22 protein-coding genes are annotated in these 21,086 nt (G+C 72.4%); 6 read left to right on the top strand and 16 right to left on the bottom strand.

Annotation, left to right across the window (positions count from 1 at the left end; genetic code table 11):
* Positions 1 to 92 precede the first annotated feature (92 nt).
* Positions 93 to 716, bottom strand: coding sequence for a DJ-1/PfpI family protein (locus tag B0I31_RS30290; protein ID WP_106618801.1), 624 nt, complete (start codon positions 714 to 716; stop codon positions 93 to 95).
* Between the two features lie 13 nt (positions 717 to 729).
* Positions 730 to 1,845: a GlxA family transcriptional regulator gene (locus tag B0I31_RS30285; protein WP_245950555.1), complete on the bottom strand. Its 1,116-nt coding sequence runs from the start codon at positions 1,843 to 1,845 to the stop codon at positions 730 to 732.
* A gap of 78 nt (positions 1,846 to 1,923) precedes the next feature.
* On the opposite strand from B0I31_RS30285, the gene B0I31_RS30280 reads away from it, so the two are divergent.
* Together B0I31_RS30280 and B0I31_RS30275 are read left to right on the top strand one after the other, a co-directional pair.
* Entirely contained in the window at positions 1,924 to 2,673 is a 750-nt protein-coding gene (locus B0I31_RS30280; protein WP_106618800.1) for an aminotransferase class IV, read from the top strand.
* Positions 2,674 to 2,717: 44 nt separating this feature from the next.
* Positions 2,718 to 3,602, top strand: a complete 885-nt coding sequence (locus tag B0I31_RS30275) for a hypothetical protein (RefSeq protein WP_106618799.1) — start codon at positions 2,718 to 2,720, stop codon at positions 3,600 to 3,602.
* A gap of 3 nt (positions 3,603 to 3,605) precedes the next feature.
* Here the strand turns inward: B0I31_RS30275 and B0I31_RS30270 are convergent, their stop codons facing one another.
* Both B0I31_RS30270 and B0I31_RS41295 read right to left on the bottom strand, forming a co-directional pair.
* On the bottom strand, positions 3,606 to 4,055 hold the full coding sequence (locus B0I31_RS30270; RefSeq protein WP_181320534.1) for an Lrp/AsnC family transcriptional regulator: 450 nt from the start codon (positions 4,053 to 4,055) through the stop codon (positions 3,606 to 3,608).
* The gene (locus B0I31_RS41295; RefSeq protein WP_219910864.1) at positions 4,052 to 5,179 is read right to left on the bottom strand and encodes a M24 family metallopeptidase; all 1,128 of its coding nucleotides are present in this window, start codon (positions 5,177 to 5,179) and stop codon (positions 4,052 to 4,054) included. Before B0I31_RS41295 ends, B0I31_RS30270 begins: the two co-directional genes overlap by 4 nt.
* 396 nt (positions 5,180 to 5,575) lie before the next feature.
* On the opposite strand from B0I31_RS41295, the gene B0I31_RS30255 reads away from it, so the two are divergent.
* On the top strand, positions 5,576 to 6,517 hold the full coding sequence (locus B0I31_RS30255; protein ID WP_106618885.1) for a 5'-3' exonuclease: 942 nt from the start codon (positions 5,576 to 5,578) through the stop codon (positions 6,515 to 6,517).
* Positions 6,518 to 6,961: 444 nt separating this feature from the next.
* Here the strand turns inward: B0I31_RS30255 and B0I31_RS30250 are convergent, their stop codons facing one another.
* The 3 genes from B0I31_RS30250 to B0I31_RS30240 all read right to left on the bottom strand — a co-directional run bounded on the left by B0I31_RS30250 (position 6,962) and on the right by B0I31_RS30240 (position 11,898).
* The gene (locus B0I31_RS30250; protein WP_181320530.1) at positions 6,962 to 8,179 is read right to left on the bottom strand and encodes a GNAT family N-acetyltransferase; all 1,218 of its coding nucleotides are present in this window, start codon (positions 8,177 to 8,179) and stop codon (positions 6,962 to 6,964) included.
* Between the two features lie 125 nt (positions 8,180 to 8,304).
* Complete coding sequence (locus tag B0I31_RS30245; RefSeq protein ID WP_106618795.1) at positions 8,305 to 9,000, bottom strand: DUF4333 domain-containing protein; 696 nt, start codon at positions 8,998 to 9,000, stop codon at positions 8,305 to 8,307.
* A 132-nt stretch (positions 9,001 to 9,132) separates the two neighbouring features.
* Entirely contained in the window at positions 9,133 to 11,898 is a 2,766-nt protein-coding gene (locus B0I31_RS30240) for a DEAD/DEAH box helicase (protein ID WP_106618794.1), read from the bottom strand.
* A 128-nt stretch (positions 11,899 to 12,026) separates the two neighbouring features.
* On the opposite strand from B0I31_RS30240, the gene B0I31_RS30235 reads away from it, so the two are divergent.
* Positions 12,027 to 12,512: a hypothetical protein gene (locus tag B0I31_RS30235; RefSeq protein ID WP_106618793.1), complete on the top strand. Its 486-nt coding sequence runs from the start codon at positions 12,027 to 12,029 to the stop codon at positions 12,510 to 12,512.
* Here the strand turns inward: B0I31_RS30235 and B0I31_RS30230 are convergent.
* The 7 genes from B0I31_RS30230 to B0I31_RS30200 form a co-directional block, all read right to left on the bottom strand.
* Positions 12,496 to 13,404: a diacylglycerol/lipid kinase family protein gene (locus B0I31_RS30230; RefSeq protein ID WP_106618792.1), complete on the bottom strand. Its 909-nt coding sequence runs from the start codon at positions 13,402 to 13,404 to the stop codon at positions 12,496 to 12,498. The two genes, B0I31_RS30235 and B0I31_RS30230, sit on opposite strands and share 17 nt — an antisense overlap.
* A gap of 44 nt (positions 13,405 to 13,448) precedes the next feature.
* A complete protein-coding gene (gene tatC / locus B0I31_RS30225; protein ID WP_106618791.1) occupies positions 13,449 to 14,360 on the bottom strand; it encodes a twin-arginine translocase subunit TatC in 912 nt (303 codons plus the stop codon).
* 120 nt (positions 14,361 to 14,480) lie between these two features.
* Positions 14,481 to 14,867 carry a Sec-independent protein translocase subunit TatA gene (gene tatA, locus B0I31_RS30220; protein WP_106618790.1) on the bottom strand — a complete coding sequence of 129 codons (387 nt, stop codon included), beginning with the start codon at positions 14,865 to 14,867 and terminating at the stop codon, positions 14,481 to 14,483.
* Entirely contained in the window at positions 14,860 to 15,126 is a 267-nt protein-coding gene (locus tag B0I31_RS30215) for a bacteriophage holin (protein WP_106618789.1), read from the bottom strand. The genes tatA and B0I31_RS30215 overlap by 8 nt, the downstream gene beginning before the upstream one ends.
* 18 nt (positions 15,127 to 15,144) lie before the next feature.
* The gene (locus B0I31_RS30210; RefSeq protein WP_106618788.1) at positions 15,145 to 16,116 is read right to left on the bottom strand and encodes a helix-turn-helix transcriptional regulator; all 972 of its coding nucleotides are present in this window, start codon (positions 16,114 to 16,116) and stop codon (positions 15,145 to 15,147) included.
* Positions 16,113 to 17,099, bottom strand: a complete 987-nt coding sequence (locus B0I31_RS30205) for a helix-turn-helix transcriptional regulator (RefSeq protein WP_106618787.1) — start codon at positions 17,097 to 17,099, stop codon at positions 16,113 to 16,115. Before B0I31_RS30205 ends, B0I31_RS30210 begins: the two co-directional genes overlap by 4 nt.
* A 318-nt stretch (positions 17,100 to 17,417) precedes the next feature.
* Positions 17,418 to 17,924 (bottom strand): GlcG/HbpS family heme-binding protein, encoded by a 507-nt coding sequence (locus B0I31_RS30200; protein ID WP_106618884.1) that lies wholly within the window; start codon positions 17,922 to 17,924, stop codon positions 17,418 to 17,420.
* A 144-nt stretch (positions 17,925 to 18,068) separates the two neighbouring features.
* Here B0I31_RS30200 and B0I31_RS30195 point away from each other — a divergent pair, with 144 nt between their 5' ends.
* Complete coding sequence (locus B0I31_RS30195; RefSeq protein WP_245950554.1) at positions 18,069 to 19,034, top strand: sensor histidine kinase; 966 nt, start codon at positions 18,069 to 18,071, stop codon at positions 19,032 to 19,034.
* Positions 19,031 to 19,660 (top strand): response regulator, encoded by a 630-nt coding sequence (locus B0I31_RS30190; protein WP_106618786.1) that lies wholly within the window; start codon positions 19,031 to 19,033, stop codon positions 19,658 to 19,660. The genes B0I31_RS30195 and B0I31_RS30190 overlap by 4 nt, the downstream gene beginning before the upstream one ends.
* On the opposite strand, the gene B0I31_RS30185 is transcribed toward B0I31_RS30190, so the two are convergent.
* Both B0I31_RS30185 and B0I31_RS30180 read right to left on the bottom strand, forming a co-directional pair.
* Positions 19,647 to 20,516, bottom strand: coding sequence for an SRPBCC family protein (locus B0I31_RS30185; RefSeq protein ID WP_106618785.1), 870 nt, complete (start codon positions 20,514 to 20,516; stop codon positions 19,647 to 19,649). The genes B0I31_RS30190 and B0I31_RS30185 overlap by 14 nt on opposite strands.
* Positions 20,509 to 21,066: an ArsR/SmtB family transcription factor gene (locus B0I31_RS30180; RefSeq protein WP_106618784.1), complete on the bottom strand. Its 558-nt coding sequence runs from the start codon at positions 21,064 to 21,066 to the stop codon at positions 20,509 to 20,511. The genes B0I31_RS30185 and B0I31_RS30180 overlap by 8 nt, the downstream gene beginning before the upstream one ends.
* Positions 21,067 to 21,086: the final 20 nt, after the last annotated feature.

The raw sequence follows: 21,086 nt of genomic DNA, 5'->3' as shown, positions 1-21,086 counted from the left end.
CGGAGGGGTCGGTGCTGGCGCTGGCCGGGTTGCCGCTGCGAGTACTGCGCCGGCACGGCGGGCAGCCCGCCGTGCTGGCCGCGGTCACCCGGTCATTGCCCGAACACGCTGCGGGCGAAGGTGACGAGGTCGGCGGGCGGCTCGTCGGGGACCTCGACCCGGTAGGGCGGCTGGGGGTCGTACTCGATGAACAGCTGGGTGAACCGGCCCCGCTCGTCACCCCAGATCCGGCCGACGAGGGTGAGCGCCAGGTCGATCCCGGCGGACACCCCCGCGGCGGTGACCACGGACCCGTCGACCACCACCCGGTCGGTGCTCACCACCGCGCCGCGGGCGGCCAGCTCGTCGCGCACCGCCCAGTGCGTGGTCGCGGGCCGGCCTGCCAGGATGCCCGCCTGCGCCAGCAGCGTCGACCCGGTGCACACCGACGTGGTCCACGTCGCGGTCGGGTGCACCTCCCGCAGCCACGCCGCGACCACGCCGTCCGCCAACGCGTCCTCCCACCGGCCCGAACCGGGCACCACGATCAGGTCGGCGCGGTCCAGCTCGGCGAACGTCGTGGTCGGCAGCATCGTCAGCCCGGCGTCGGTGACCACCGGTTCGAGTGACTCGGCGACGAAGTGCGAGGTCACCTCCGGCTGGTGGCCCAGCACCTCGTACGGCCCGACCAGGTCCAGCGCCGTCATCTTCGGGTAGAGCACGAACGCCACGTCCACGTCGATCCCCCTCCTATGCCGCACCGGTGGTGCGGAACCTGTCGCGGTAACCGCCCGGCGTCACGCCGAGCACCCGCAGGAAAGCCCGGCGCAACGTCTCCGCCGAACCGAAACCCGTGCGCCGGGCCACGACGTCCAACCCCTCGTCACCCGACTCCAGCACGTTCGCCGCCGCCTCGACCCGGACCCGTTCCACGTACCGGGCGGGCGAGACGCCGACCCGGCGCGGGAACACGCGGGCGAAGTGCCGCGCGCTCATCGCGGCACGGCGGGCCATCTCGTCGACCGTCCAGCCGGCCGCCGGGTCGTCGGCGATCGCGTCGAGCACGGCCCGCAGCCCCGGTTCCCGCACCGGCGGCACCCGTGACCGCACGCTGAACTGCGACTGCCCGCCGGGACGCTGCAGGAACACCACCATCCAGCGGGCGACGAGCCGGGCCAGCGCGGCGTCGTGGTCGCGCTCCACCAGTGCGAGTGCCAGGTCGATGCCCGCGGTGACGCCGGCGGACGTGACCAGCCGCCCGTCCTGCACGTGGATCGCGTCCGGTACCACGTCCACCGAGGGGTGGTCGGCGGCCAGCCGGTCGCAGAACGCCCAGTGCGTGGTGGCCCGCGCACCGTCCAGCAACCCGGCCGCCGCCAGCACGAACGCGCCCGTGCAGACGCTGCCGACCCTGCGCGCGCCGGCCGCGACCCGCCGCAGGTGGTGCAGCAGCTCGGCGTCGCGTGCCGCGTCGGCGAACGTGAACCCACCGACCACCAGCACGGTGTCCACCGCCCCGGTCACCTCCCTCAGGTCCTCGGCCTCCACCCGCAACCCACCGGTCACCGAGAACCCGCCACCGACCGCCGCCAACCGCACCCGGTAACCGCCACGGGCACTCGACCGCCCACCCCCGCCGGCGGCCACCCGATCCGCGCCGCCGGACCCTCCGCGTACTCCGCCGTCGTCCACCCGGCCGACCCCGTCCGGCTTGCCGCCGTCGCCCACCGGGCCGACCCAGTCCGGCCCGACGCCTGCCCGATCGGCAGCACAGGCCCGGTTCGCGCCGTCGAACACGTCCGCCGGGCCCGCGATGTCGGTCAGCGCCGCACCGTCGTACCCGACCACCAGAACCTCGCGTTCCACACCGTCCACCCTCTCCGCCACCCACGACGGCGGCAACGACCGCCGACCCTCGATTCCCGCCACGCTACGGTCGCGTCCGTGCTGAGGATCGAGATCGACGGCGAGCCGCCCACCACCGACCGGCTGGCGACCGGCCTGCTGGCCAACTACGGGCACTTCACCGCCCTTCAGCTCCGCGACCGCCGCGTCAAGGGCCTCGACCTGCACCTGCACCGGCTCGACCAGGCCAACCGCGAGCTGTACGGCACCCCGCTGCACGGCGACCACGTCCGCACCCTCATCGCCCACGCGCTCGGCGACATCCGCGACGCGGCCGTGCGGGTCACCGTGTTCGGCCTCCACGCGCCGTCCGTGATGGTCGCGGTGCTCCCGCCGACCACTCCCCCGACCACGCCGCAACGCCTCATGTCGGTGAACTACACCCGCCCCCTGCCGCACGTGAAGCACCTCGGCGGCTTCGGCCAGTTCCACCACCGCAAACGCGCCGAGCAGGCCGGTTACGACGACGCGCTGCTCACCGCCGACGGCCTGGTGGTGGAGGGCGCGATCGCCAACATCGGGTTCTTCGACGCCACCGGCGGCGTGGTGTGGCCGCGGGCGGACTGGCTGCACGGCACCACCATGCAGTTGCTGGAACGGCAGCTGCCGTCGCGCCGGGAGGTGGTGCGGCTGGCCGACGTCGGCCGCTACCGCGGCGCGTTCCTGACCAACTCGATCGGCGTGGTCGGGGTGTCGCGGATCGACGACGTCGAGTTCACCGTGGACGACTCGGCGCTCGCCGCCGTCCAAGCCGCCTACGACGCGGTCCCCGACGACCCGGTTGAGTAGATCCACCGATGCCCGCCACCGCCGGACCACGAGAACGTGTACGCGTGATCGACTTGCGGGTCCCGGTGCAGATCGCCGTGGTGTGGCTCGTCATGGGCCTGTCGGCGGCGTTCGTCGGCTGGCTGGTGCTGTTCGGGTTCTTCGTCGGCAGCCTCCTGCTGGTGGTGATCGGGCTGCTCGGGCCGTTCGCGGTGCTGTTCCTGGTCGGCACGTTCACCGCCGAGGCCAGCCCGCTGACGGTCACCCCGTTGCGCCGCGTCGGCTGGGCCGCCCTGGTGACGGTGCTCGGCCTGGTCGGCGCGGTGTTCTACAGCTCGGTGCTGGACGTGAGCGAACCGGCCGAGCCGCCGTCGTGGCTCGTGCTGCCCGCGTTCGGCGTGCCGTTCGCGCTCGTCGCGGCGATGCTGGCGCACGGCTCGGTGGTGCGGCTGGTCGCCGGCGCGGTGACGGTCGCGGCGGTGGCGTTCGGGATCTGGCTGCCGACCACCATGCCGGGTGACGACGCCGCGTCCCGGATCGCGCACGCGCGGGTGCCCGGCGGCGTGCTGCTGATCGCCACGCCGGAGGGCTACCGCTTCCCCCGGTTGAACGTCCGCGACGGCCAGGCCACCCTCGACTACACCCCGGACGGCCCGGTCGGCGAGCTGCACGCGTTCCCGCGCCTGGTGGTGCGGCCGGCGACCGTCGAGACGACCGAGCCGGTGTACCGGCCGGACTCGACGAACCACGTGTTCGTGCGGCGGATCGGTGAGGTGGAGGCGGTGGCCGTGGTCGCGGACGTGGCGGACGTGTCGGCGGCGCGTGACTTCGTGCTGTCCGTGCGGCCCGCGACCGACGACGAGGTCGAGCGCCTCCTGCCGCGGGCACCCGACCGGCGTGACCGGGACGTGCTCGCCGATTTCACGCAGGCGTGGCGCGGCCTGCTCTGACCGTCACACCGCGGGCGGCCGGTCCTCGTACGGCGTGGACAGCACCACCGTGGTGCGGGTGGACACGTTCGCCACCTCGCGGATCTGCCTCAGCAGCTCCTCCAACGCGTGCGGTGACGCCACCCGCACCCGCAGCACGTACGACGCGTCACCCGCCACCGAGTAGCACGCCTCGATCTGCGGCAGGTGCTCCAGCCGTTTCGGGTAGTCGTCGGGAGCCGCCGGGTCGATCGGGGTCAGCGAGATGAACGCGGTCAGCGGCAGGCCGATCTCGTCGCCGTCCAGCCGTGCCGCGTAACCGCGGACCACGCCGCGCTGCTCCAGCCGCCGCACCCGCTGGTGCACGGCCGACACGCTCAGCCCGACCCGTTCGGCCAGGTCGGTGAAGCTGCACCGGCCATCGGCGGCCAGTTCGCGCAGGATCGCCCGGTCTATCGGCTCCAGGTTCGTCACGCGGGCAACACCACCAGCTCGTGCGGTCGGTTGTTGACGCTCTCCACACCATCGGCGGTGACGACCACGATGTCCTCGATCCGCGCGCCCCACCGCCCGGGCAGGTAGATGCCGGGTTCGACGCTGAACGCCATGCCCGGCTCCAGCGGCAGGTCGTTGCCGGCCACGATGTAGGGGTCCTCGTGCACGTCCAGCCCGATGCCGTGGCCCGTGCGGTGGACGAAGAACTCGCCGAAGCCCGCGTCGGCGATGATGTCGCGCGCGGCGGCGTCGACCGCTTCGCACGTGACGCCGGGCCGGACCGCTTCGACGGCGGCCCGCTGCGCGGCCTGGAGGACCGCGTAGGTCTGCCACACGTCGGCGTCACGCGGTTCGCCGAGCACGTAGTTGCGGGTGGAGTCGGAGTTGTAGCCCTCGGCCACCGGTCCGCCGATGTCGACCACCACCACGTCACCGGCCTCGATCACCCGGTCGGACAGGTCGTGGTGCGGCGACGCGCCGTTCGGGCCGGAGGCGACGATGACGAACTCGGCCAGCGCGTGCCCTTCGGCGACGATCGCCGCCGCGATGTCCGCGCCCACCTCGGCCTCCGTGCGGCCGGGGCGCAGCCAGTCGGCCATGCGCGCGTGCACCCGGTCGATCGCCGCGCCCGCCTTGCGCAACGCGGCCACTTCGGTGTCGTCCTTGCGCATCCGCAGCTCGCGCAACACCGGCCCGGCGAGCACCTGGTCACCGCCGACGGTGTCCCGCAACCGCAACGTGTGCAACGCGGGCATCATGTCGGACACCGCCGTCCGATTCCCCTTCAACGCCCGCTTGACCAGCGCGTACGGATCTTCTCCGTCCACCCAGGTGGCCACCTCGACACCGAGCTCGTCGGTGGGGACCTCCGCGTACCCGGGGTGCTCCAGCTTGGGCACCACCAACACGGGCACCCCGCCGACCGGCACCACCAGGCAGGTCAACCGCTCGAACGACGTGCCGCCCGCGCCGAGGAGGTAGCGCAGATCCGAACCGGGCGCGATGAGCAACGCGTCAACGCCCGCTGTGGAGGCGGCAGCGGTAGCCCGGTCGAGGCGCGCGCGCAGGGCGTCCACGTCGACGGGCCCAACTTGGGTCGACATGGGAGGAAGCCTAGTGGTGCGCAGCCCTTCCCACGCCACAAGCCACCGCACCACCAGCCCACTTCCCCGACCGGGTGATCACCCCACCCCGACCAGCCTCTATCCGACCGCCATTTCCACCAACGGGTGAACCTCAAAAACCGCACCTCAAATAACACCGTTTCCGAAGCCCTCGCGCGTCGGTTGAAACAACGAGGCCGCCCTCAACCACCTCTCCTGCCGCAGCCACAGCCCACCCGCACCCACACCCTGCCCCAGCCCAGCCCAGCCCTGGCCCTCGCCCCCGCCCCCGCCCCCGCCTCAGCCTCAGCCTCAGCCGACCTTGGCATGGCGAGTTATCCACAGGTCCGGATGGAGCGATCGGCGATGTCGGACCTCTCTGGCAAGCTGTCCCAGGTGAGCAACCCGCTGGTCCTGATGGACGCCGCCAGCCTGTACTTCCGGGCGTTCTACGCGCTGCCCGAGTCGATGACCGCGCCGGACGGCACACCGGTCAACGCGGTGCGCGGGTTCGTCGACACGATCGCGAAGGTCATCACCGACCGGAAGGCGAGCCGCCTGGTGGCCTGCCTGGACGCCGACTGGCGCCCCGAGTTCCGCGTCGCCGCACTCCCGTCGTACAAGGCGCACCGCGTCGCCGAGAGCGGCGTCGACGGCGAGGAAGAGGTGCCCGACACCCTCACTCCCCAGGTCCCGATCATCCTGGACGTGCTGGACGCAGTCGGCATCGCGACCGCCGAGGCCGCCGGCTACGAGGCCGACGACGTCATCGGCACCCTCGCCGCCCGCGAGACCACCGACCCGGTCGAGGTGATCACCGGCGACCGCGACCTGTTCCAGGTCGTGCGCGACGAGCCGACCCCGGTACGAGTCCTGTACCTCGGCCGCGGCTGGGCGAAGGCCGAGCTGCTCGGGCCGCAGGAGCTGGCCGCCAAGTACGCCCTGCCGGTGCAGGACGCCGGTCGCGCGTACGCCGGGATGGCCGTGCTGCGCGGCGACCCGTCGGACGGCCTGCCCGGCGTGGCCGGCATCGGCGAGAAGACGGCCGCCAAGCTGATCAGCGAGTTCGGCTCCCTGCAGGCCGTGCTCGACGCCGTGCACGACCCCCGCGACCGCAAACTCACCACCCGCGCCCGCACCGCCCTGCTCAACGCCCAGGACTACCTCGCCGTCGCACCGACCGTGGTCAACGTGGCCACCGACGCGAAGATCGTCATGGACCGCCCCGACCTCGTACCCCCGGTACCCGCCGACCCGGACCGGGTCGCCGAACTGACCCGCCGCTGGGGCCTGGGCAGCTCGCTCCCCAGGCTGCTGACCGCGCTGGAACGCCGCTAACTCGACCAAACCGTCACCAAACCCTCGGCGGAACAACGGTCGACGGGAAGCCGGCCGACACCAACCGAAGGCGGGTGGCGGACGCCTGCCAACGACCTGCGGCAGCGCGCGACCGACCGTGGCACGGACGTGGCAGGCGGCGCGGGCAACGCGCGGGCCGTCGCGCAGGGCAACGCGCGGGCCGTCGCGCAGGCGGGCGGCATGAGGTGGCGCAGGTGGCGTTGACGCCAGCGGCGGGCGGGCCGTGGCGCGGGCGGCGTTGGCGGGCGGCGGCGCGGACGGGATCGGTGAGGGGTGGGGTCACCCGGTCGATCACGGCAGCACGATGCGTCACAAGTTGCGGGAGTTTCCCCGATCGGGTGACCGGCCTGCGGGGTGACCCGTCGAAGGTTCGTCGGCTTCGGCCGGCCGGGTGAGGACGGCGCACCGCAGGAGCAGAACAGGTCAGAAGAAGGTGCCGCTCCAAGGGACCTCGGACACCGCGAACAGGGCGTCGGCGCGCGCGAGGGCGTCGGGGTTGACGACGTCCAGCCGACGAACGGCGGCGAGGGTGGAGAACGAGACGTCACCCAGGTAGGTCGAGCCGAGCACGTCGACGTCCAGGATCAGCTCGGGCTCGTCGTCGACCTTCGTCACACCCTCCGCCGTGAGGCGGTACGACCCCGCGTTCTCCGGCAGGTACGCGTCACGCACACCGAGCACCACCGGCTCGGACGCGCGATACGTGCGCGCGGACAGTGCGGCTGGCACGTCGAGCAGGCGCAGCCACGTCTCGTCGGCCTCCTCGGCGACCCGGCACGCCCGCCGGTCACCCAGCAGCCACTCCACCGGCTCGTCCAGCGGCCGGCCGAACGTCGTCACCTCGGCCACCAGGTCGACCCCCAGCAAGAACAGCCACAGGTCGGCCCACGCCTCGGCGTTGCGCGCCCACAGGTCCAGCACCGCCAACCTGGTCGGCTTGTCCTCGCTCGAGTCGTGTTCACCGGGCACGACCTTGAACACCACGTACCCGTCATCACCCGACCCACCGGTCCCACCCGAACGGACCGCGAACTTGATGTTCTGCTCAGCCACCACACGCGTGAAGTTGAGGCCCCACCACGCGGGCCACCGGGCGATCGTGCCCGCACGTCCCGGCGAAAGCTCCTCGAACAGCCCCCACGCGATCCGCTCCCCCGCCTCCGCCTCGACCAGCCGCACCCGACCGACCGGACGCGCGAGCGGCCCGGCCTTACGGCGGTCGATGGTCAGGAACCGGTACCGGGTGGCGACGCCGTAACCGTAACGGCCGTAGATGGCGGTCTCCGACGCACGCAAGGTCGCCGCCACGTCACCCGCCGACCGCATCGCCCGGAGCTGCGCCCGCTGCAACGCGCTCAGCACACCCCGACGCGTCCAGTCCGCCCGCACACCGACCCGGCTCACGGCCGAGTGCCGCACGACGGCACCACCCGGCACGGCCAACCGGGACGGGAACGACTGGACGGTGCCGATCATCTCCCCATCGGCGAACGCACCGAACGCACGGCCCGGCTCGTACGACTCCCGCACGAACTCCCACTGGTCGTCCGGCGCGGGCGGGTGGTGGAGCGTGCCGCGGAACAGGCTGTGGGCGGTGCGGTACTCGGAGTCGTCCAGCACGCGGACGTCGTGGTCGGTCACTCCCGCATGGTGCCGCACGGGTCGCTCGCACGGCTAACGAGTTTCATCACACCCGAGACACACCCCAAAACGCGAGGCCACCCCCGCAACCAGAGCGGGAGTGGCCTCGGGTACGACCGAACGGATCAGCCCGCGGGCTGGCCGACCTCGTACTCGCCGTCCTCGGTCTTCACCGTGATCTTGACCGTCTTCTCCTTGCCACCGACCTTGACCTTGCAGTCGAAGCTCGTGTTCGGCTTGACCTCCTGGTCGGCCGGGCAGGTCGCGCCCTCCACGTCGGAGATCTTGTAGTCGTCCTTCAGCACGCCGACGACACCGTTCTGCACGGCGGCCTGGTCGAAGACCTTGGTGTTGAAGAACCCCGGCGCGACGAAACCGGTGATACCGACCGCCGCGACCACCAGCACGACGAGCGCCACCACGACCCACAGCACGGCGCTGGACTTCTTCGGCGGCGGCTGCTGGCCGTACTGCCCCGGCTGCCCGAACTGGCCCGGCTGCTGCCCGAACTGGCCGGGCTGACCCGGCTGGCCGAACTGCTGCCCCGGCTGCCCGTACTGACCCTGCTGCGGCTGCCCGTACGGGTTCGACTGCGGGTTGTTCGGGTCGTATCCGGCGGGGTACTGCTGCGTGTACGGCTGCTGCTGGGGCTGCTGGCCCCACTGCTGCTGCGACGGATCCGGCTGCCCGTAGGGGTTGGGCTGCTGAGCGGGGAAACCACCCGACGGCGTGCCGGGGTACCCACCACCGTAGGGCTGTTGCTGCTGGCCCCACTGCGGCTGCGGGTCGTTCCCTCCGGACGGTCCGTACGGACTGGTCATGCTCGGCCTCCGACGGTCGGTCTGGACAAGGTCTGGAACGGTCTTCGACGATCTGGACAAGCTGTTCAAGGCTTGCGGGCGCGATCAAACCACAGCCACCCGCACGGTACCCACCCACCCCGCAAAGCTTTGTCAAACGGTGGCCATCGCCACCACCCCGCGGCGCAACGCGTCCACCGCCTTCCGGGCGGCCGCACCGACCGGGTCACCGCCGCCGACGACGTCCCGGATCTGGTCCAGGAAGTCGATCACCTGCCGGCACCAGCGGACGAAGTCGCCCGCGCCCAGCTCGGAACCGTTCTCCTCGGCCGCGGACAGCACCTTCTCCAACGACTCGCCGCGCGCCCACCGGTACACCGCCCACGCGAACCCCGGGTCGGGCTGGCGGGTGCGGTCGAGCCGGTGCCTGCGCTCGTCGTCCTCCAGCTCGGCCCACAGCCGGGCCGTCGCGGTCAACGCGTCCGACACCTTGCCCGGTGGCAGCCGCGCCTCCAGCGGACCGTCCCGGCGCGCCTCGTACACCAGCGCCGACACGACCGCGGCCAGCTCCGCCGGGTCGAGGTCGCGCCACACGCCGTGCCGCAGGCACTCCGCGGCCAGCAGGTCGGATTCGCTGTAGAGCCTGGTCAACCGCTTGCCGTGCTCGGTGACCTCCTCGCCGGGCCCGTTCTCCTCGGCGTGCAGGTAGCCGCGTTCGCGCAGCAGCCCGCGGATCCGGTCGAACTCACGCGCCAACGAGTGCGTGGTCGCCGCGACCTTGCGCTCCAGCTGCTCGGTCTCGGCCAGCAGCCGGTGGTAGCGCTCGCCCCAGCGGGCGTGTTCCTCGCGCTTCTCGCAGCCGTGGCACGGGTGCGCCCGCAACGCCCGCCGCAACGTGGCCAGTTCCGCGTCGTCGTCGGCGTTCGACCGGCGCTTGCGCATCGCCGGCGCGACGATCCCGGTGGCGCGCAACGACGCCGCCAGGTCGCGCCGGGACTTCGGCGACCGCGTGTCGACCTGCTTGGGCAGCCGCATCTTGCCCAGCACCTCGACCGGCATGGGGAAGTCCGCCGACGACAGCCGACCCGCCCACCGGTCCTCCGTCACCACGAACGGACGCGCCTCGCCCAGCGGCTCCAGGCCTGGGTCGATCACCACGGCCAACCCGGACCGGCGCCCGGACGGCACCGCGATCACATCGCCCTTGCGCAGCCGCTCCAACGACTGCGCCGCCTCGGCCCGCTTCGCCGAGGTGTTCTGCCGCGCCAACGCCTTCTCCCGCTCGGCGACCCGGCGGCGCAGCGACGCGTACTCGGTGAAATCACCGAGGTGGCACGTCATCGCCTCGGCGTAGCCGCCCAGCGCCTCCCGGTTGCGCTCGATCCGGCGGGCCAGGCCGACCACCGACCGGTCCGCCTGGAACTGGGCGAACGACTGCTCCAGGATCTCCCGGGCCGCCGCCGCGCCGAGCTGGTTCACCAGGTTGACGGCCATGTTGTAGCCGGGCCGGAACGACGACCGCAACGGGTACGTGCGGGTGGACGCCAGGCCGCCGACCGCCTTCGGGTCCACGCCCGGCTGCCACACCACGACCGCGTGGCCCTCGACGTCGATGCCGCGCCGCCCGGCACGGCCGGTGAGCTGCGTGTACTCGCCGGGCGTGAGGTCGACGTGCGCCTCGCCGTTGTACTTGACCAGCTTCTCCAGCACGACGGTGCGCGCGGGCATGTTGATGCCCAGCGCCAGGGTCTCGGTGGCGAACACGACCTTCACCAGGCCGCGGACGAACAGCTCCTCGACGGTCTCCTTGAACGCTGGCAGCAGACCGGCGTGGTGGCTGGCGATGCCGCGTTCCAGCGCCTCGCGCCACTCCCAGTAGCCCAGCACCATCAGGTCGCCCTGCGGCAGGTCCTTGGTCTTCTCCTCGATGACCTCGCGGATCTGCTCGACCTCGTCGTTGGAGTTGAGCCGCAGCCCCGCCCGCACGCACTGCAGCACGGCCGCGTCGCAGCCCGCGCGGCTGAACACGAAGTCGATGGCGGGCAGCAGCCCCGCGCCGTCGAGCCGCTGCACGATGTCGACCCGGGACGGCGGCTTGAAGCCGGAGCCGCGCGGCGGGCGGCCCCGCTGGTCCTTGTTGTTGCGGTTGCGGCTCCACGGCACGTGGAAGCGGGACAGGTCGTCGGTGTGGCGCAGCAACTGCGGGTTGATGCGCGCGTGCCCGTCCGGGCCGTCGTCCGCGAACAGGTCCATCATCCGGCCGCCGGCCATCATGTGCTGCCACAGCGGCACGGGCCGGTGCTCGTCCACCACGACGGTCGTGTCGCCGCGCACCTCGACCAGCCACTCGCCGAACTCCTCGGCGTTGCTGACGGTGGCGGACAGGCCGACCAGCCGCACCGACTCGGGCAGGTGCAGGATCACTTCCTCCCACACCGGGCCGCGGAACCGGTCGGCGAGGTAGTGGATCTCGTCCATCACCACGTAGGCGAGGGTGTTCAGCGTCGAGGAGCCCGCGTACAGCATGTTGCGCAGCACCTCGGTGGTCATCACGACGATCGGCGCGTCGCCGTTGACCGAGGTGTCGCCGGTGAGCAGGCCGACTTTGTTCGCGCCGTAGCGGGCGACGAGGTCGGCGTACTTCTGGTTCGACAGGGCCTTGATCGGTGTGGTGTAGAAGCACTTGCGGCCCTCGGACAGGGCCAGGTGCACGGCGAACTCGCCGACCACGGTCTTGCCGGCGCCGGTGGGCGCGCAGACCAGCACGCCGTGCCCGTCCTCCAGCGCCTCGCAGGCGCGTTGCTGGAACGGGTCGAGTTCGAACGAGATGACCCCCAGGAAGTCGGCCAGCCGGGGCCGGGTGGAGCGGCGGCGGAAGTCCGCGTACGAGTCGGCCGGAGACCGCGAAGTGCTTGACACCTGTCCAGGCTGTCATACGGGACCGACAAAATCGCTTCAGATCCGCACCGGAAACCCGAAGACCTTTTTTAATCAACACTGAAGCTATAAAGACCACGGGGATCGGCCATGGGGCAGACTCGTGCCCCGTGGCGGCGATTCCGTTGGCGGAGGGGGACCTGCGGTGGGTGTTCCCCGACCTGGTCGAGGTCGACCCGGTGCTGGTCGTGCTGCGGCTGGCCGCCAGCCGGGTCGAACGGCTCGCCGGTCACCTGGGCGGACCGGGCACGGCCCTGGTGTTCGACCACCTGCCCGGCGCGCCCTACGCGGGGTTGTCGGCCCGCGCCGAGATCGACGAACTGGCCTTCGACGTGCACGTTTCGCTGCCCCGCGACCCGCACCGCAACGTGCTCAGGTCACCGCCGCCGTGGCAGGTGGAGGGCGAGATCTCGGTCCGCTGCGACGCGATCCGGGACTGCGGCAGGCACGAGATCGAGACCGTCGAGTCGGCGCACGGCACACCGCTGGACGCGGCCAACGGGGTGCTCGCCGTCGCCGGGTGGCTGTTCGACCGGGGCACGACCGAACCGCGCGGCTCGTGGCGCCGGCGCGACGTGCTCAGCCGGCACCGGTGACAGCCGCCCCTCCGGCACCGATCACGGCCGTCAACGCACCAGGCACGCACGTGGTCGTCAACGGCATCCCGCTCAGCCGTTCGCCATCGGCGTAAGCCACCCAGGACGGCCCGGACAGCCGCGCGGAGCGCGCTCGGAGGGTCTGCACGGCGGGGTGGTCCACGTGACGCCCGGTGCGCAGCGTGGGCAGCATCCGCAGCAGGGTGCGCCGTGGCGCGGCACGCACCACGGTCAGGTCGAACAGGCCGTCTGTCACCGAGGCGTCCGGGCAGACCGGGATGCCGCCGCCGTAGCTGGTCGTGTTGCCGACCGCGACCAGCAGCGCGTCCAGTTCCAGCACGTCGTCCTCGGTCTCCACGACCAGCCGCCGCGGTCGTAGCGCCGCCAGCTCGGCCAGGATCGCCAGGTCGTAGCGGCGGGGTCCGGCGGGCCAGCGCATGGCGTTCGCCCGCTCGTTGACCGCGGAGTCGAACCCCGCGCACAGCACGGTGGCGAACCAGGGGCCGTTCTCCACGCGCCCGAGGTCGTAGTCGGCGCGGGTGCCCTCGCGCAACGCGGTGACGACGTCGTCCACCGAGGTGGTGCCCAGAGCGGTGGCCAGGTCGTTCCCGGTGCCTGCGGGCACCACGGCCAGTGCGGTCGGGGACTCCGCGCACGCCTGCACCGCCAGGTGCGCGCCGCCGTCGCCGCCGAGGACCACCAGCACGTCCACGCCGTCGTCGACCGCCCGGCGTGCGGCGGCGGCCGTGCCCTCGGCGGTGCGTGCGACGTGCAGGTCGAGCCGGTCGACCACGGCGCGCAGCCGTTCGGCGACGGTGCCCGCCATGCGCGCGGCCCTGCCCTTGCCGGAGGCGGGGCACACCAGCAGGGCCGCCCGCGTTGACGTCGACATGGTCGGGAAGCCTACAAAGGCTTCACCCCATCGAGTGATCTCGCTCAGGTCACGTCGTCGTAGCGGACGCGGCCGGGCGCCTCGGGCGCCGGATCGGGGGTGGGCACCGGTTCGGGCGACGGTTCCTCGACCGCGGACGGCGTGTACTGGAACGGCGCGGCCACGTCGTCCGGGACGTCGTCCAGGCCCTCGGCCTTGCGCCTGCGCTCGGCCCGCTTGTCGTGCACGCGGGCGATCTGGATCGCCAGCTCGAACAGCAGCACCAGCGCCACGGCCAGCGCGACCATGGAGATCGGATCGGTGCCCGGGGTGGCGATCGCGGCGAAGATGAACAGGCCGAACACGATGCCGCGGCGCCACTTGTTCAGCTTCTCGTAGCTGACCACGCCGACCTGGTTGAGCATCACCACGATCAGCGGCAGCTCGAAGCTCACGCCGAAGATCAGCAGCAACGCCAGCACGAAGCTGACGTACTCCCCCGCGGTCAACGCGGTGATGAACTGCTCGTCACCGAAGCCGACCAGCACCGCCAGGCCCTGCGGCACGACGTAGAACGCCAGCGTGGCGCCCGCGACGAACAGCACCGAGGCGCACGCCACGAACACGACGGCGAAGCGCCGCTCCTTGGCGTACAAGCCTGGCGAGATGAACCGCCACACCTGGTAGAGCCACAGCGGCGCGGTCAACGCCATGCCCGCGCCGGCGCCGACCTTCAGCCGGATCATGAAGACCTCGAACGGCTTGGTCTGCAGCAGCTGGCAGCCCTTGCCCTCCTGGGTGAGCCGCACGGTCTCCGGGATCTCGCAGTACGGGTCGACGACGATGTCACCGAGGCTGGCCAGGCCGAACGGGTGCCAGCCCCACCAGATGAAACCGAAGATCGCGCCGCCCACGATGAACAGCAGCGCCAACCCCAGCCGGTGCCGGAGGTCGTAGAGGTGGTCCTTCAACGACATGGTGCCGTCCGGGTTGCCCCGACGACTGGTGATCTTGCGGCGCTCCCGGCGCTGGGCCCACCACCGGACCGGACTTGCCCCCACCGTGCGGACCGTCCTTAGGCTCTCGTTGACGCGGCTTTAGTTGGTGTTCTGCTTGTTCTGCAGGTTCTGCGCGGACTGCTCGATGGGCGGCGCCACCTGCGGCTGCACCGGCTGCGCGACGGGCTGGGCGACCTGCTGCGGCGGCGCGACCGGCGGCTGGGCCACCTGCGGCTGGGCCACCTGCGGCTGGGCCACCTGCGGCTGGGCGGGCGGCAGCTGCTGCGGCGCGGGCACCTGCTGGGCCGTGGTGCCTGCCTGGGTCTGCTGCGGGTCGTCCTCGCTGCGCAGGCCCTTGGTCTCGGCCTTGAGGATCTTCGCCGAACGGCCGATGGAGCGCGCCATGTCGGGCAGCTTCTTCGCGCCGAACAGCAGGATGATCACCACGGCGATGATGATCAGCTCGGTTGGTCCGAGGTTAGGCACGGTTGTCCTCCTGTCTCCCCCGGTCCACCGATGGTACGCGGGGCTTGCCCTCGCGGGCGTGATCCGGACGCCGTTCGGCGACGGCCACCCCGAGCGCGGCGTACCGCGCCCGCAGCAGACCGACGCCATCGCCGACCCTGTCACCCACCAGAGTGCTTGCGGCACGGAAGCGACGCAAGGATCGGAGGACTCGGACCGCGATCAGGGCGAGCACGACCACCCCGAGGACGATCAGCGCCAGGCTCGGCAAGTACGGCACGGCACCACCGTACTTGCCCTAGGTTGCCGGGAGGTGATCCGCCCGGCGCAACGCCGCCTCGGCCTGTCGGGCGACCTCGGCCACCAGGTCGGGCGGCTGCTCGACGTGCGCTTCGCCGCCCAACCCGAGCAGCAGTCGCACCATCCAGGCCGTGTCGGCGTACCGCATGAGCACCCTGGCCCGGCCCTCCGGCAGCTCGACCAGGCCGTCCGTGGGGTAGTACTCGGCGACCCAGCGGGCGTCCGGTTCGAGCACCAGCACGGCGGTCCGCTGCGACGGGTCCGGCTGGAACAACCCCTCCGACGTGTCGGTGGGCGTGGCGTGCGGCGGCGGTGCGGCGGGCTCGTCCAGCACGTCGACGGCGTCGATCCGGTCGAGCCGGAACAGCCGCACGCCGTCCGCCGCGCGGCACCAGGCCTCCAGGTAGCTGCGGCCTTCCACCAGCAGCATCCGCATCGGGTCCACGACCCGTTCGGTGATCTCGTCCCGTGACGGCGTGTAGTAGCGCAGGTACAGGGCGCGGTTGCGCAGGACGCCATCGGACACGGTGTCACGCACGCGGGACGTCTCGGGTGCTTCCCGCAGGGCCAGGCCGACGGCGACCCCGGCGGGCTGCGCCTGGCCGACCGCGGCCTCGATCTTGGCCACCGCGCGTTGCACCGCGTCCTGGTCGGCCACGCCGGGCGTCTCGACCAGCGCGCGCAGCGCCACCAGCAGCGACGTCGCCTCCGCCGCGGTCAGCCGCAGCGGACGGCTCATGCCCGCGTCGAACGTGACGGTAACCGTGTCGCCCTCGAAGGACAGGTCGATCAGGTCGCCCGGGCCGTAGCCGGGCAGGCCGCACATCCACAGCAGTTCGAGGTCCTTGCGGATCTGCTTGGGCGTGACCTCGAAGTCGGCGGCGACCTCGTCGATCGGGATGCCGGGCCGGGCCAGCAGGTAGGGCACGAGGGCGAGCAGCCGGGGCAGCCGGTCGGCGGCGGCGTTCACGCGCGCACCCCGGCACCGCGCAGCGCGCCGAGCAGCTTCTCCCGCACCGTCTTGGCCAGCACTTCCGGTTCCAGCACCACCACGTCCGGGCCGAAGCCCGCGATCCACCCGGCGGCCGAGTCGGGGAACCTCAGCTCGATCTCCAGCACGTCGCCCGGTTCACCGTCGAAGTCGCGGGAGCCGACGACCTTCGCCCGCCTGCGCACGCCCTGCGCACGCCCTTGGGCCACCCACAGCTTGGCGGTGGCGGGCGGCTGGTCGGCGGCGGGCTGGTTGCGGACCACGAACGACAGCAGGTCGAACTGGTCGGGCCGGCGCACCTCGCCCGCCTTGCCGGCCGAGCGGACGTCGCCGACGATCCGGGACAGCCGGAAGCAGCGGGGCGCGTCGCGGTCGCGGTCGTGCCCGACGAGGTACCACCGGCCGCGCCAGGCGACCACGCCCCACGGCTCGACCGTGCGGGTGCGCACCTCGACCGGCACGGGGCGGCGGTAGTCGAACTCGACCACACGGCCCTCCTGCACGGCCGCGAGCAGCGGCGGGAACGCCGGTTCGCTGGTGCGGACCTTCGGCTCGACCGGCACGTGCACGTCCTGGTCCACGTCGACGCCCGCGGCGCGGAGCTTGATCAGGGCGCCGTGCGCGGCACCGGTGAACTGCGGCGAGTCCCACAGCCGGGCGGCCAGCGCCACGGCGGCGGCCTCGTCCGGTTCCAGGTCGATGTCGCCCAGCTCGTAGTCCCGGCGGGCGATGCGGTAGCCGTCGACCGAGTCGAAGCCCTGGCCGCGACCGGTCTCCAGCGGCACGCCGAGGTCGCGCAGCTCGGTCTTGTCGCGTTCGAACATGCGGAAGAACGCCTCGTCCGTCGCGGCGTCGTTATAGCCGGGGACGATGGCGCGGATGCGCTCGGCGGTCAGGTACTGCCGGGTCGAGAGCAGGCACAGCACCAGGTTGACGAGCCGTTCGGCACGTGCGATGGCCACACCGGAACCCTAACCCCGGACGAACGCCGGATGACGCCATCCCCGCCTTCGACGCGGGTGAATGGTCCATTCAGCCGATTGCCGCACCCCGTGCGCCCTGGTCGGACGGCCGGCGCGGCGCTCTGAGCGTTGAACTCAGGTGCGCTGAACGTTGGACTCACGCGCCGTGAGCGTTGGACTCTCGCGCTCCGAACGTACGACTCTCGTGTTCTGAGCGTTGAACTCGAGGTCCTGAACGTGGGACACGCGTGTTCGGAGGTAGGAAACGCGGGTGGGGCGGGCGGTGGTCGGGGGGCCGGCCGACCGCCCGCGTGACGGTCAGCCGCCGATCGCGGTCAGGCCCGCGCGAGCGAAGCGCTCGTCCAGGTCACCGCTGGGCGCGCCGCCGACGCCGATGCCCGCGACCGGCGCGCCGTCCGACACCACCGGCAGGCCGCCGGCCAGGAACAACGTGCCCGGGATGTCCCGCAACGTCGCCCCGGTGCCGGTCACCCGACCGGCCAGCACCGAGGTCGGCGCGTTGAACGACACCGAGGTGAACGCCTTGCGGCGGGCCGACTCCTCGCTCTGCGGCCCGGCGCCGTCACCGTGCAGCAGCACGACCAGGTCCCCGCTCCGGTCCACCACGGCGACGGTGACCCGCTGCCCCTCCTTCTCGGCCGCGTCCAGCGCGGCCTGGGCCGCCCGAACGGCCGCGTCCACCGTGATCGTCGTCGTGCTCCGCACCGCGACACCGCTGCGCCCGTGCTGCTGGTCGGCCACCGCGTAACCGCCGGCACCCGCCACGGACAACGCCACCAGCACCGCGATCGTGGTCTTGCGCATCGCCACACCCTCCTCGGACAAACCCGGTTCGTGTCGAGCTCAAGGCTCGCCGCACCCGCCACCGGGAACCTGGTGGTTCCGGTTGAACCGGGTTCAACCCATCGGTTGACCCCGGGCGCCCGGACCTGGCCTAGGGTCGGCTCCGTGTGGCTGCACCGGGCGATGCACGCGGGCTTCTACGTGCTGTTGACGGCGTCGGCGGCGCGGTACGTCGCGTACCACGGCGTCGCGCCCGCCGTGCTGGTCACCGCCGCCGTGCTGGGCGCGGCCTACCCGTTCGGGGTGCGGTGGACCGCCGCCCTGCCCGCCGTGCTGGCGTTGTGGTTGGGGCTGGTGTGGCCGGCGCCGAGCTTCGGCTGGTGCGCGATCCCGTTGTTCTTCCAGTGCCTGCGGCAGCTGCGCCCGCGCCTGGCCGTGCCGCTGGCCGCCGTGCTCACCGGCGCGGTGGTGCTGGCGCAGGTGCGGCTGGCCGACGCGGTCGAGCCGAGCCTGGTGCTGGGCCCGGTCGGGGTCGCGGTGATCACCGCCGCGGTGTTCTTCGACCGCCGCCGCCTGCTGCACCAGGCCGGTGTGCTGGAGGAACGGCAGCGGCTGGCCCGGGAGATCCACGACACGCTGGCGCAGGGCCTGTCGAGCATCACGCTGCTGCTCGAGCTCGGCGACACCGGCCGGGCCCGCGAGGTGGCCAAGGAGAACCTGGCTGAGGCACGCCGGTTCGTCCGCGACCTCTCGCCGCTGGAGGGCCGCACGCTGACCGACGCCCTGCACGCCCTGTGCGATCGGGTCGAGGTGGAGGGCGAGCCGTACCCGCTGCCGGTGCCGGTGGAGGTGGCGTTGCTGCGGGTCGCGCAGGGCGCGCTGGCCAACGTGCGCGAGCACGCCGCCGCGACCTCCACCGTCATCACGCTGACGTACCTGGGTGACGCGGTGACGCTCGACGTGCGCGACGACGGCCGCGGGTTCGACCCGGCCGCGATCCGCCCGGAGCCCGGTCGCGGCTACGGGCTGGACGCCATCCGCGACCGGGTCGCCGAGCTGCGCGGCACGATGACGGTGGAGAGCGCTCCGGGCGAGGGCACGGCGCTGGCCGTGAGCGTGCCGACACCGTGACCGGGCCGTTGAGGGTGCTGGTGGTGGACGACCACCCGGTGGTCCGGTTCGGGCTGGCCGGGTTGCTGGCCCGCGACTTCGAGGTGGTCGGCGAGGCCGCCACCGGCGAGGACGCGGTCCGCCTCGCCGCGACCACGGCCGTGGACGTGGTGCTGATGGACCTGCAGCTCGGCGCGGGCATCGACGGCGTGGAGGCCACCCGTCGCCTCCGCGCCCTGCCCGACCCACCGCAGGTGGTGGTGCTGACCACGTACGACTCCGACGCGGACGTGGTGCGGGCGGTCGAGGCGGGCGCGACCGGCTACCTGCTCAAGGACTGCCCGCCGGAGGAGCTGGCCGCCGCGGTCCGCCAGGGCGCGACCGGCCGCACCGTGCTGTCACCGGACATCGCGCGGCGCCTGCTGCGCCGCACGCCGGCCCCCTCGGTGACCAAGCGCGAGGTGCAGATCCTCGACCACCTCGCCCGCGGCCTGTCGAACCGGGAGATCGCGAAAGCCCTGTTCATCAGCGAGGCGACGGTGAAGACGCACCTGGTGCGGATCTTCGACAAGCTGGGCGTGGACACCAGGACGGCGGCCGTGCGGACCGCCGTCGAGCTGAAGCTGATCCGCCTCAGCCCTCGCTGAGCGCGCCCTCGGGCAGGTCGGGCTGCAGCCAGATCGGCCGCCAGTCGGCCAGCTCGTGGAACCGGCGCAGCTCCGCCACGCCCGACAGCCAGCCCGCCCACGCGCCGTACGGCGGCTGGCCGGTGTCGAACCCGCTCTGCACGAACGTCAGCCGGGTACCGCCGCCGGACTCGGCCAGTTCCCAGGTCGACACCATGCCGCCCCAGTCGATGCCCATCCGCTTGCCGGGCTCGAAGTCGACCACCTTCGCGGGCCGCGGGTTCGCCTCGAAGCCGCCCATGGCGACCCGGCCGCCCTCCCACGCCTCGATGTCGATCTTCGCGCCGAACCACCGCGTGTACTGCTCGGCGTCGACCAGCGAGTGGGCCACCGCGTCCACGGGTGCGTCGATGTGCACCTCGCCGCGCATCTCGGCGGTGCTGAAGTCCACCCTCGGCGTCAGCGGGCGGCCTTCGACGTGGTCGACCAGGTTGGCCAGCGACAGTCCCCACCAGGTGGCCAGGTAGCCGAGCACGCTGGTCGACACGGCGGCCACGTCCCCCCAGCCCGGGAAGTGGCTCTGCGAGAGCGTGATGACCGTGTCGCCGTCCTCGGCGGCCCACGTGATCTCGACGGTGGTGTCCTCGCCGCCGACCCTCCAGTCGAACTTCAGCGTGCTGTCGTCCACGTGCCGCAGGGTCTGGTGCGGGGCGTCACCCTCGGGCGTGAAGCGGCCCCAGAACTCGAACCGGTCGGGCAGCTCCACGGCCGCGTGCTCGGCGAGCCACGCGCTCAGCTCGCCCGCGTCGGTCAGCGCGCGGCGCACCCGGTCGACGGGCGTGGTGGTGCGGGCGCGAAGGACCAGGGTCTCACTCATCGGTCTCCTCCTTCGGGTAGCACGCCACGGCCAGCCGGAAGGCGTCGCCCTCCGCGCCCCCGTAACGGGCGAACAAGTCCTGCAAGGTCGTCTTGAGGTCGTCGAAGAACTGCTGCCGCTGGTCGGGCCGCACCCGGATCTCGCCCGACACGCCCAGCGACGGCAGCTCGGGCCGGGTCCGGTCCAGGCCCGCGATGTCCGCCTGGACCCGTTCCACGAGGTCGAGCAGGTAGCCCAGGCTGAGCTCGTCCTGCGCGCGGCGCAGCCCGAGCCGGCCGACCAGCCCCGGCGACAGCCAGTACGAGCGCGCGCTCGCCTGGTACACGCCTTCGTTGATGCCGCGCACGCGCCGCTCGGTCACCTGGGTGACCAGACCGGCTTCCACCAGGCGTTTCACGTGGTAGTAGACCCGCTGCGGGGTCTGGTCGAGCGCGGCGGCCACCTCGGTGCACGACCGCGGCTCGGCCAGTTGCCGCAGCACCTCGATGCGCTGCGGCTTGAGCAGTGCCTCGGCCTGCTCGATCTGCTCCAGGTACAGGACGTCTCTCATCGCAAAAACAAGCTTGTACG

The sequence above is a fragment of the Saccharothrix carnea genome, assembly GCF_003014735.1.
Lineage (GTDB): Bacteria > Actinomycetota > Actinomycetes > Mycobacteriales > Pseudonocardiaceae > Actinosynnema > Actinosynnema carneum.
Note: the sequence above shows the minus strand (reverse complement) of the source record. Positions and strands in the feature narration are given on the sequence as shown.

Coding starts and splice junctions, on each gene's coding strand:
- B0I31_RS41295 (WP_219910864.1), bottom strand. CDS start 5,179: ATGTCGACCCAAGTTGGGCCCGTCGACGTGGACGCCCTGCGCGCGCGC.
- B0I31_RS30245 (WP_106618795.1), bottom strand. CDS start 9,000: ATGACCAGTCCGTACGGACCGTCCGGAGGGAACGACCCGCAGCCGCAG.
- B0I31_RS30230 (WP_106618792.1), bottom strand. CDS start 13,404: ATGTCGACGTCAACGCGGGCGGCCCTGCTGGTGTGCCCCGCCTCCGGC.
- tatC (WP_106618791.1), bottom strand. CDS start 14,360: ATGTCGTTGAAGGACCACCTCTACGACCTCCGGCACCGGCTGGGGTTG.
- B0I31_RS30200 (WP_106618884.1), bottom strand. CDS start 17,924: ATGCGCAAGACCACGATCGCGGTGCTGGTGGCGTTGTCCGTGGCGGGT.
- B0I31_RS30185 (WP_106618785.1), bottom strand. CDS start 20,516: ATGAGTGAGACCCTGGTCCTTCGCGCCCGCACCACCACGCCCGTCGAC.
- B0I31_RS30180 (WP_106618784.1), bottom strand. CDS start 21,066: ATGAGAGACGTCCTGTACCTGGAGCAGATCGAGCAGGCCGAGGCACTG.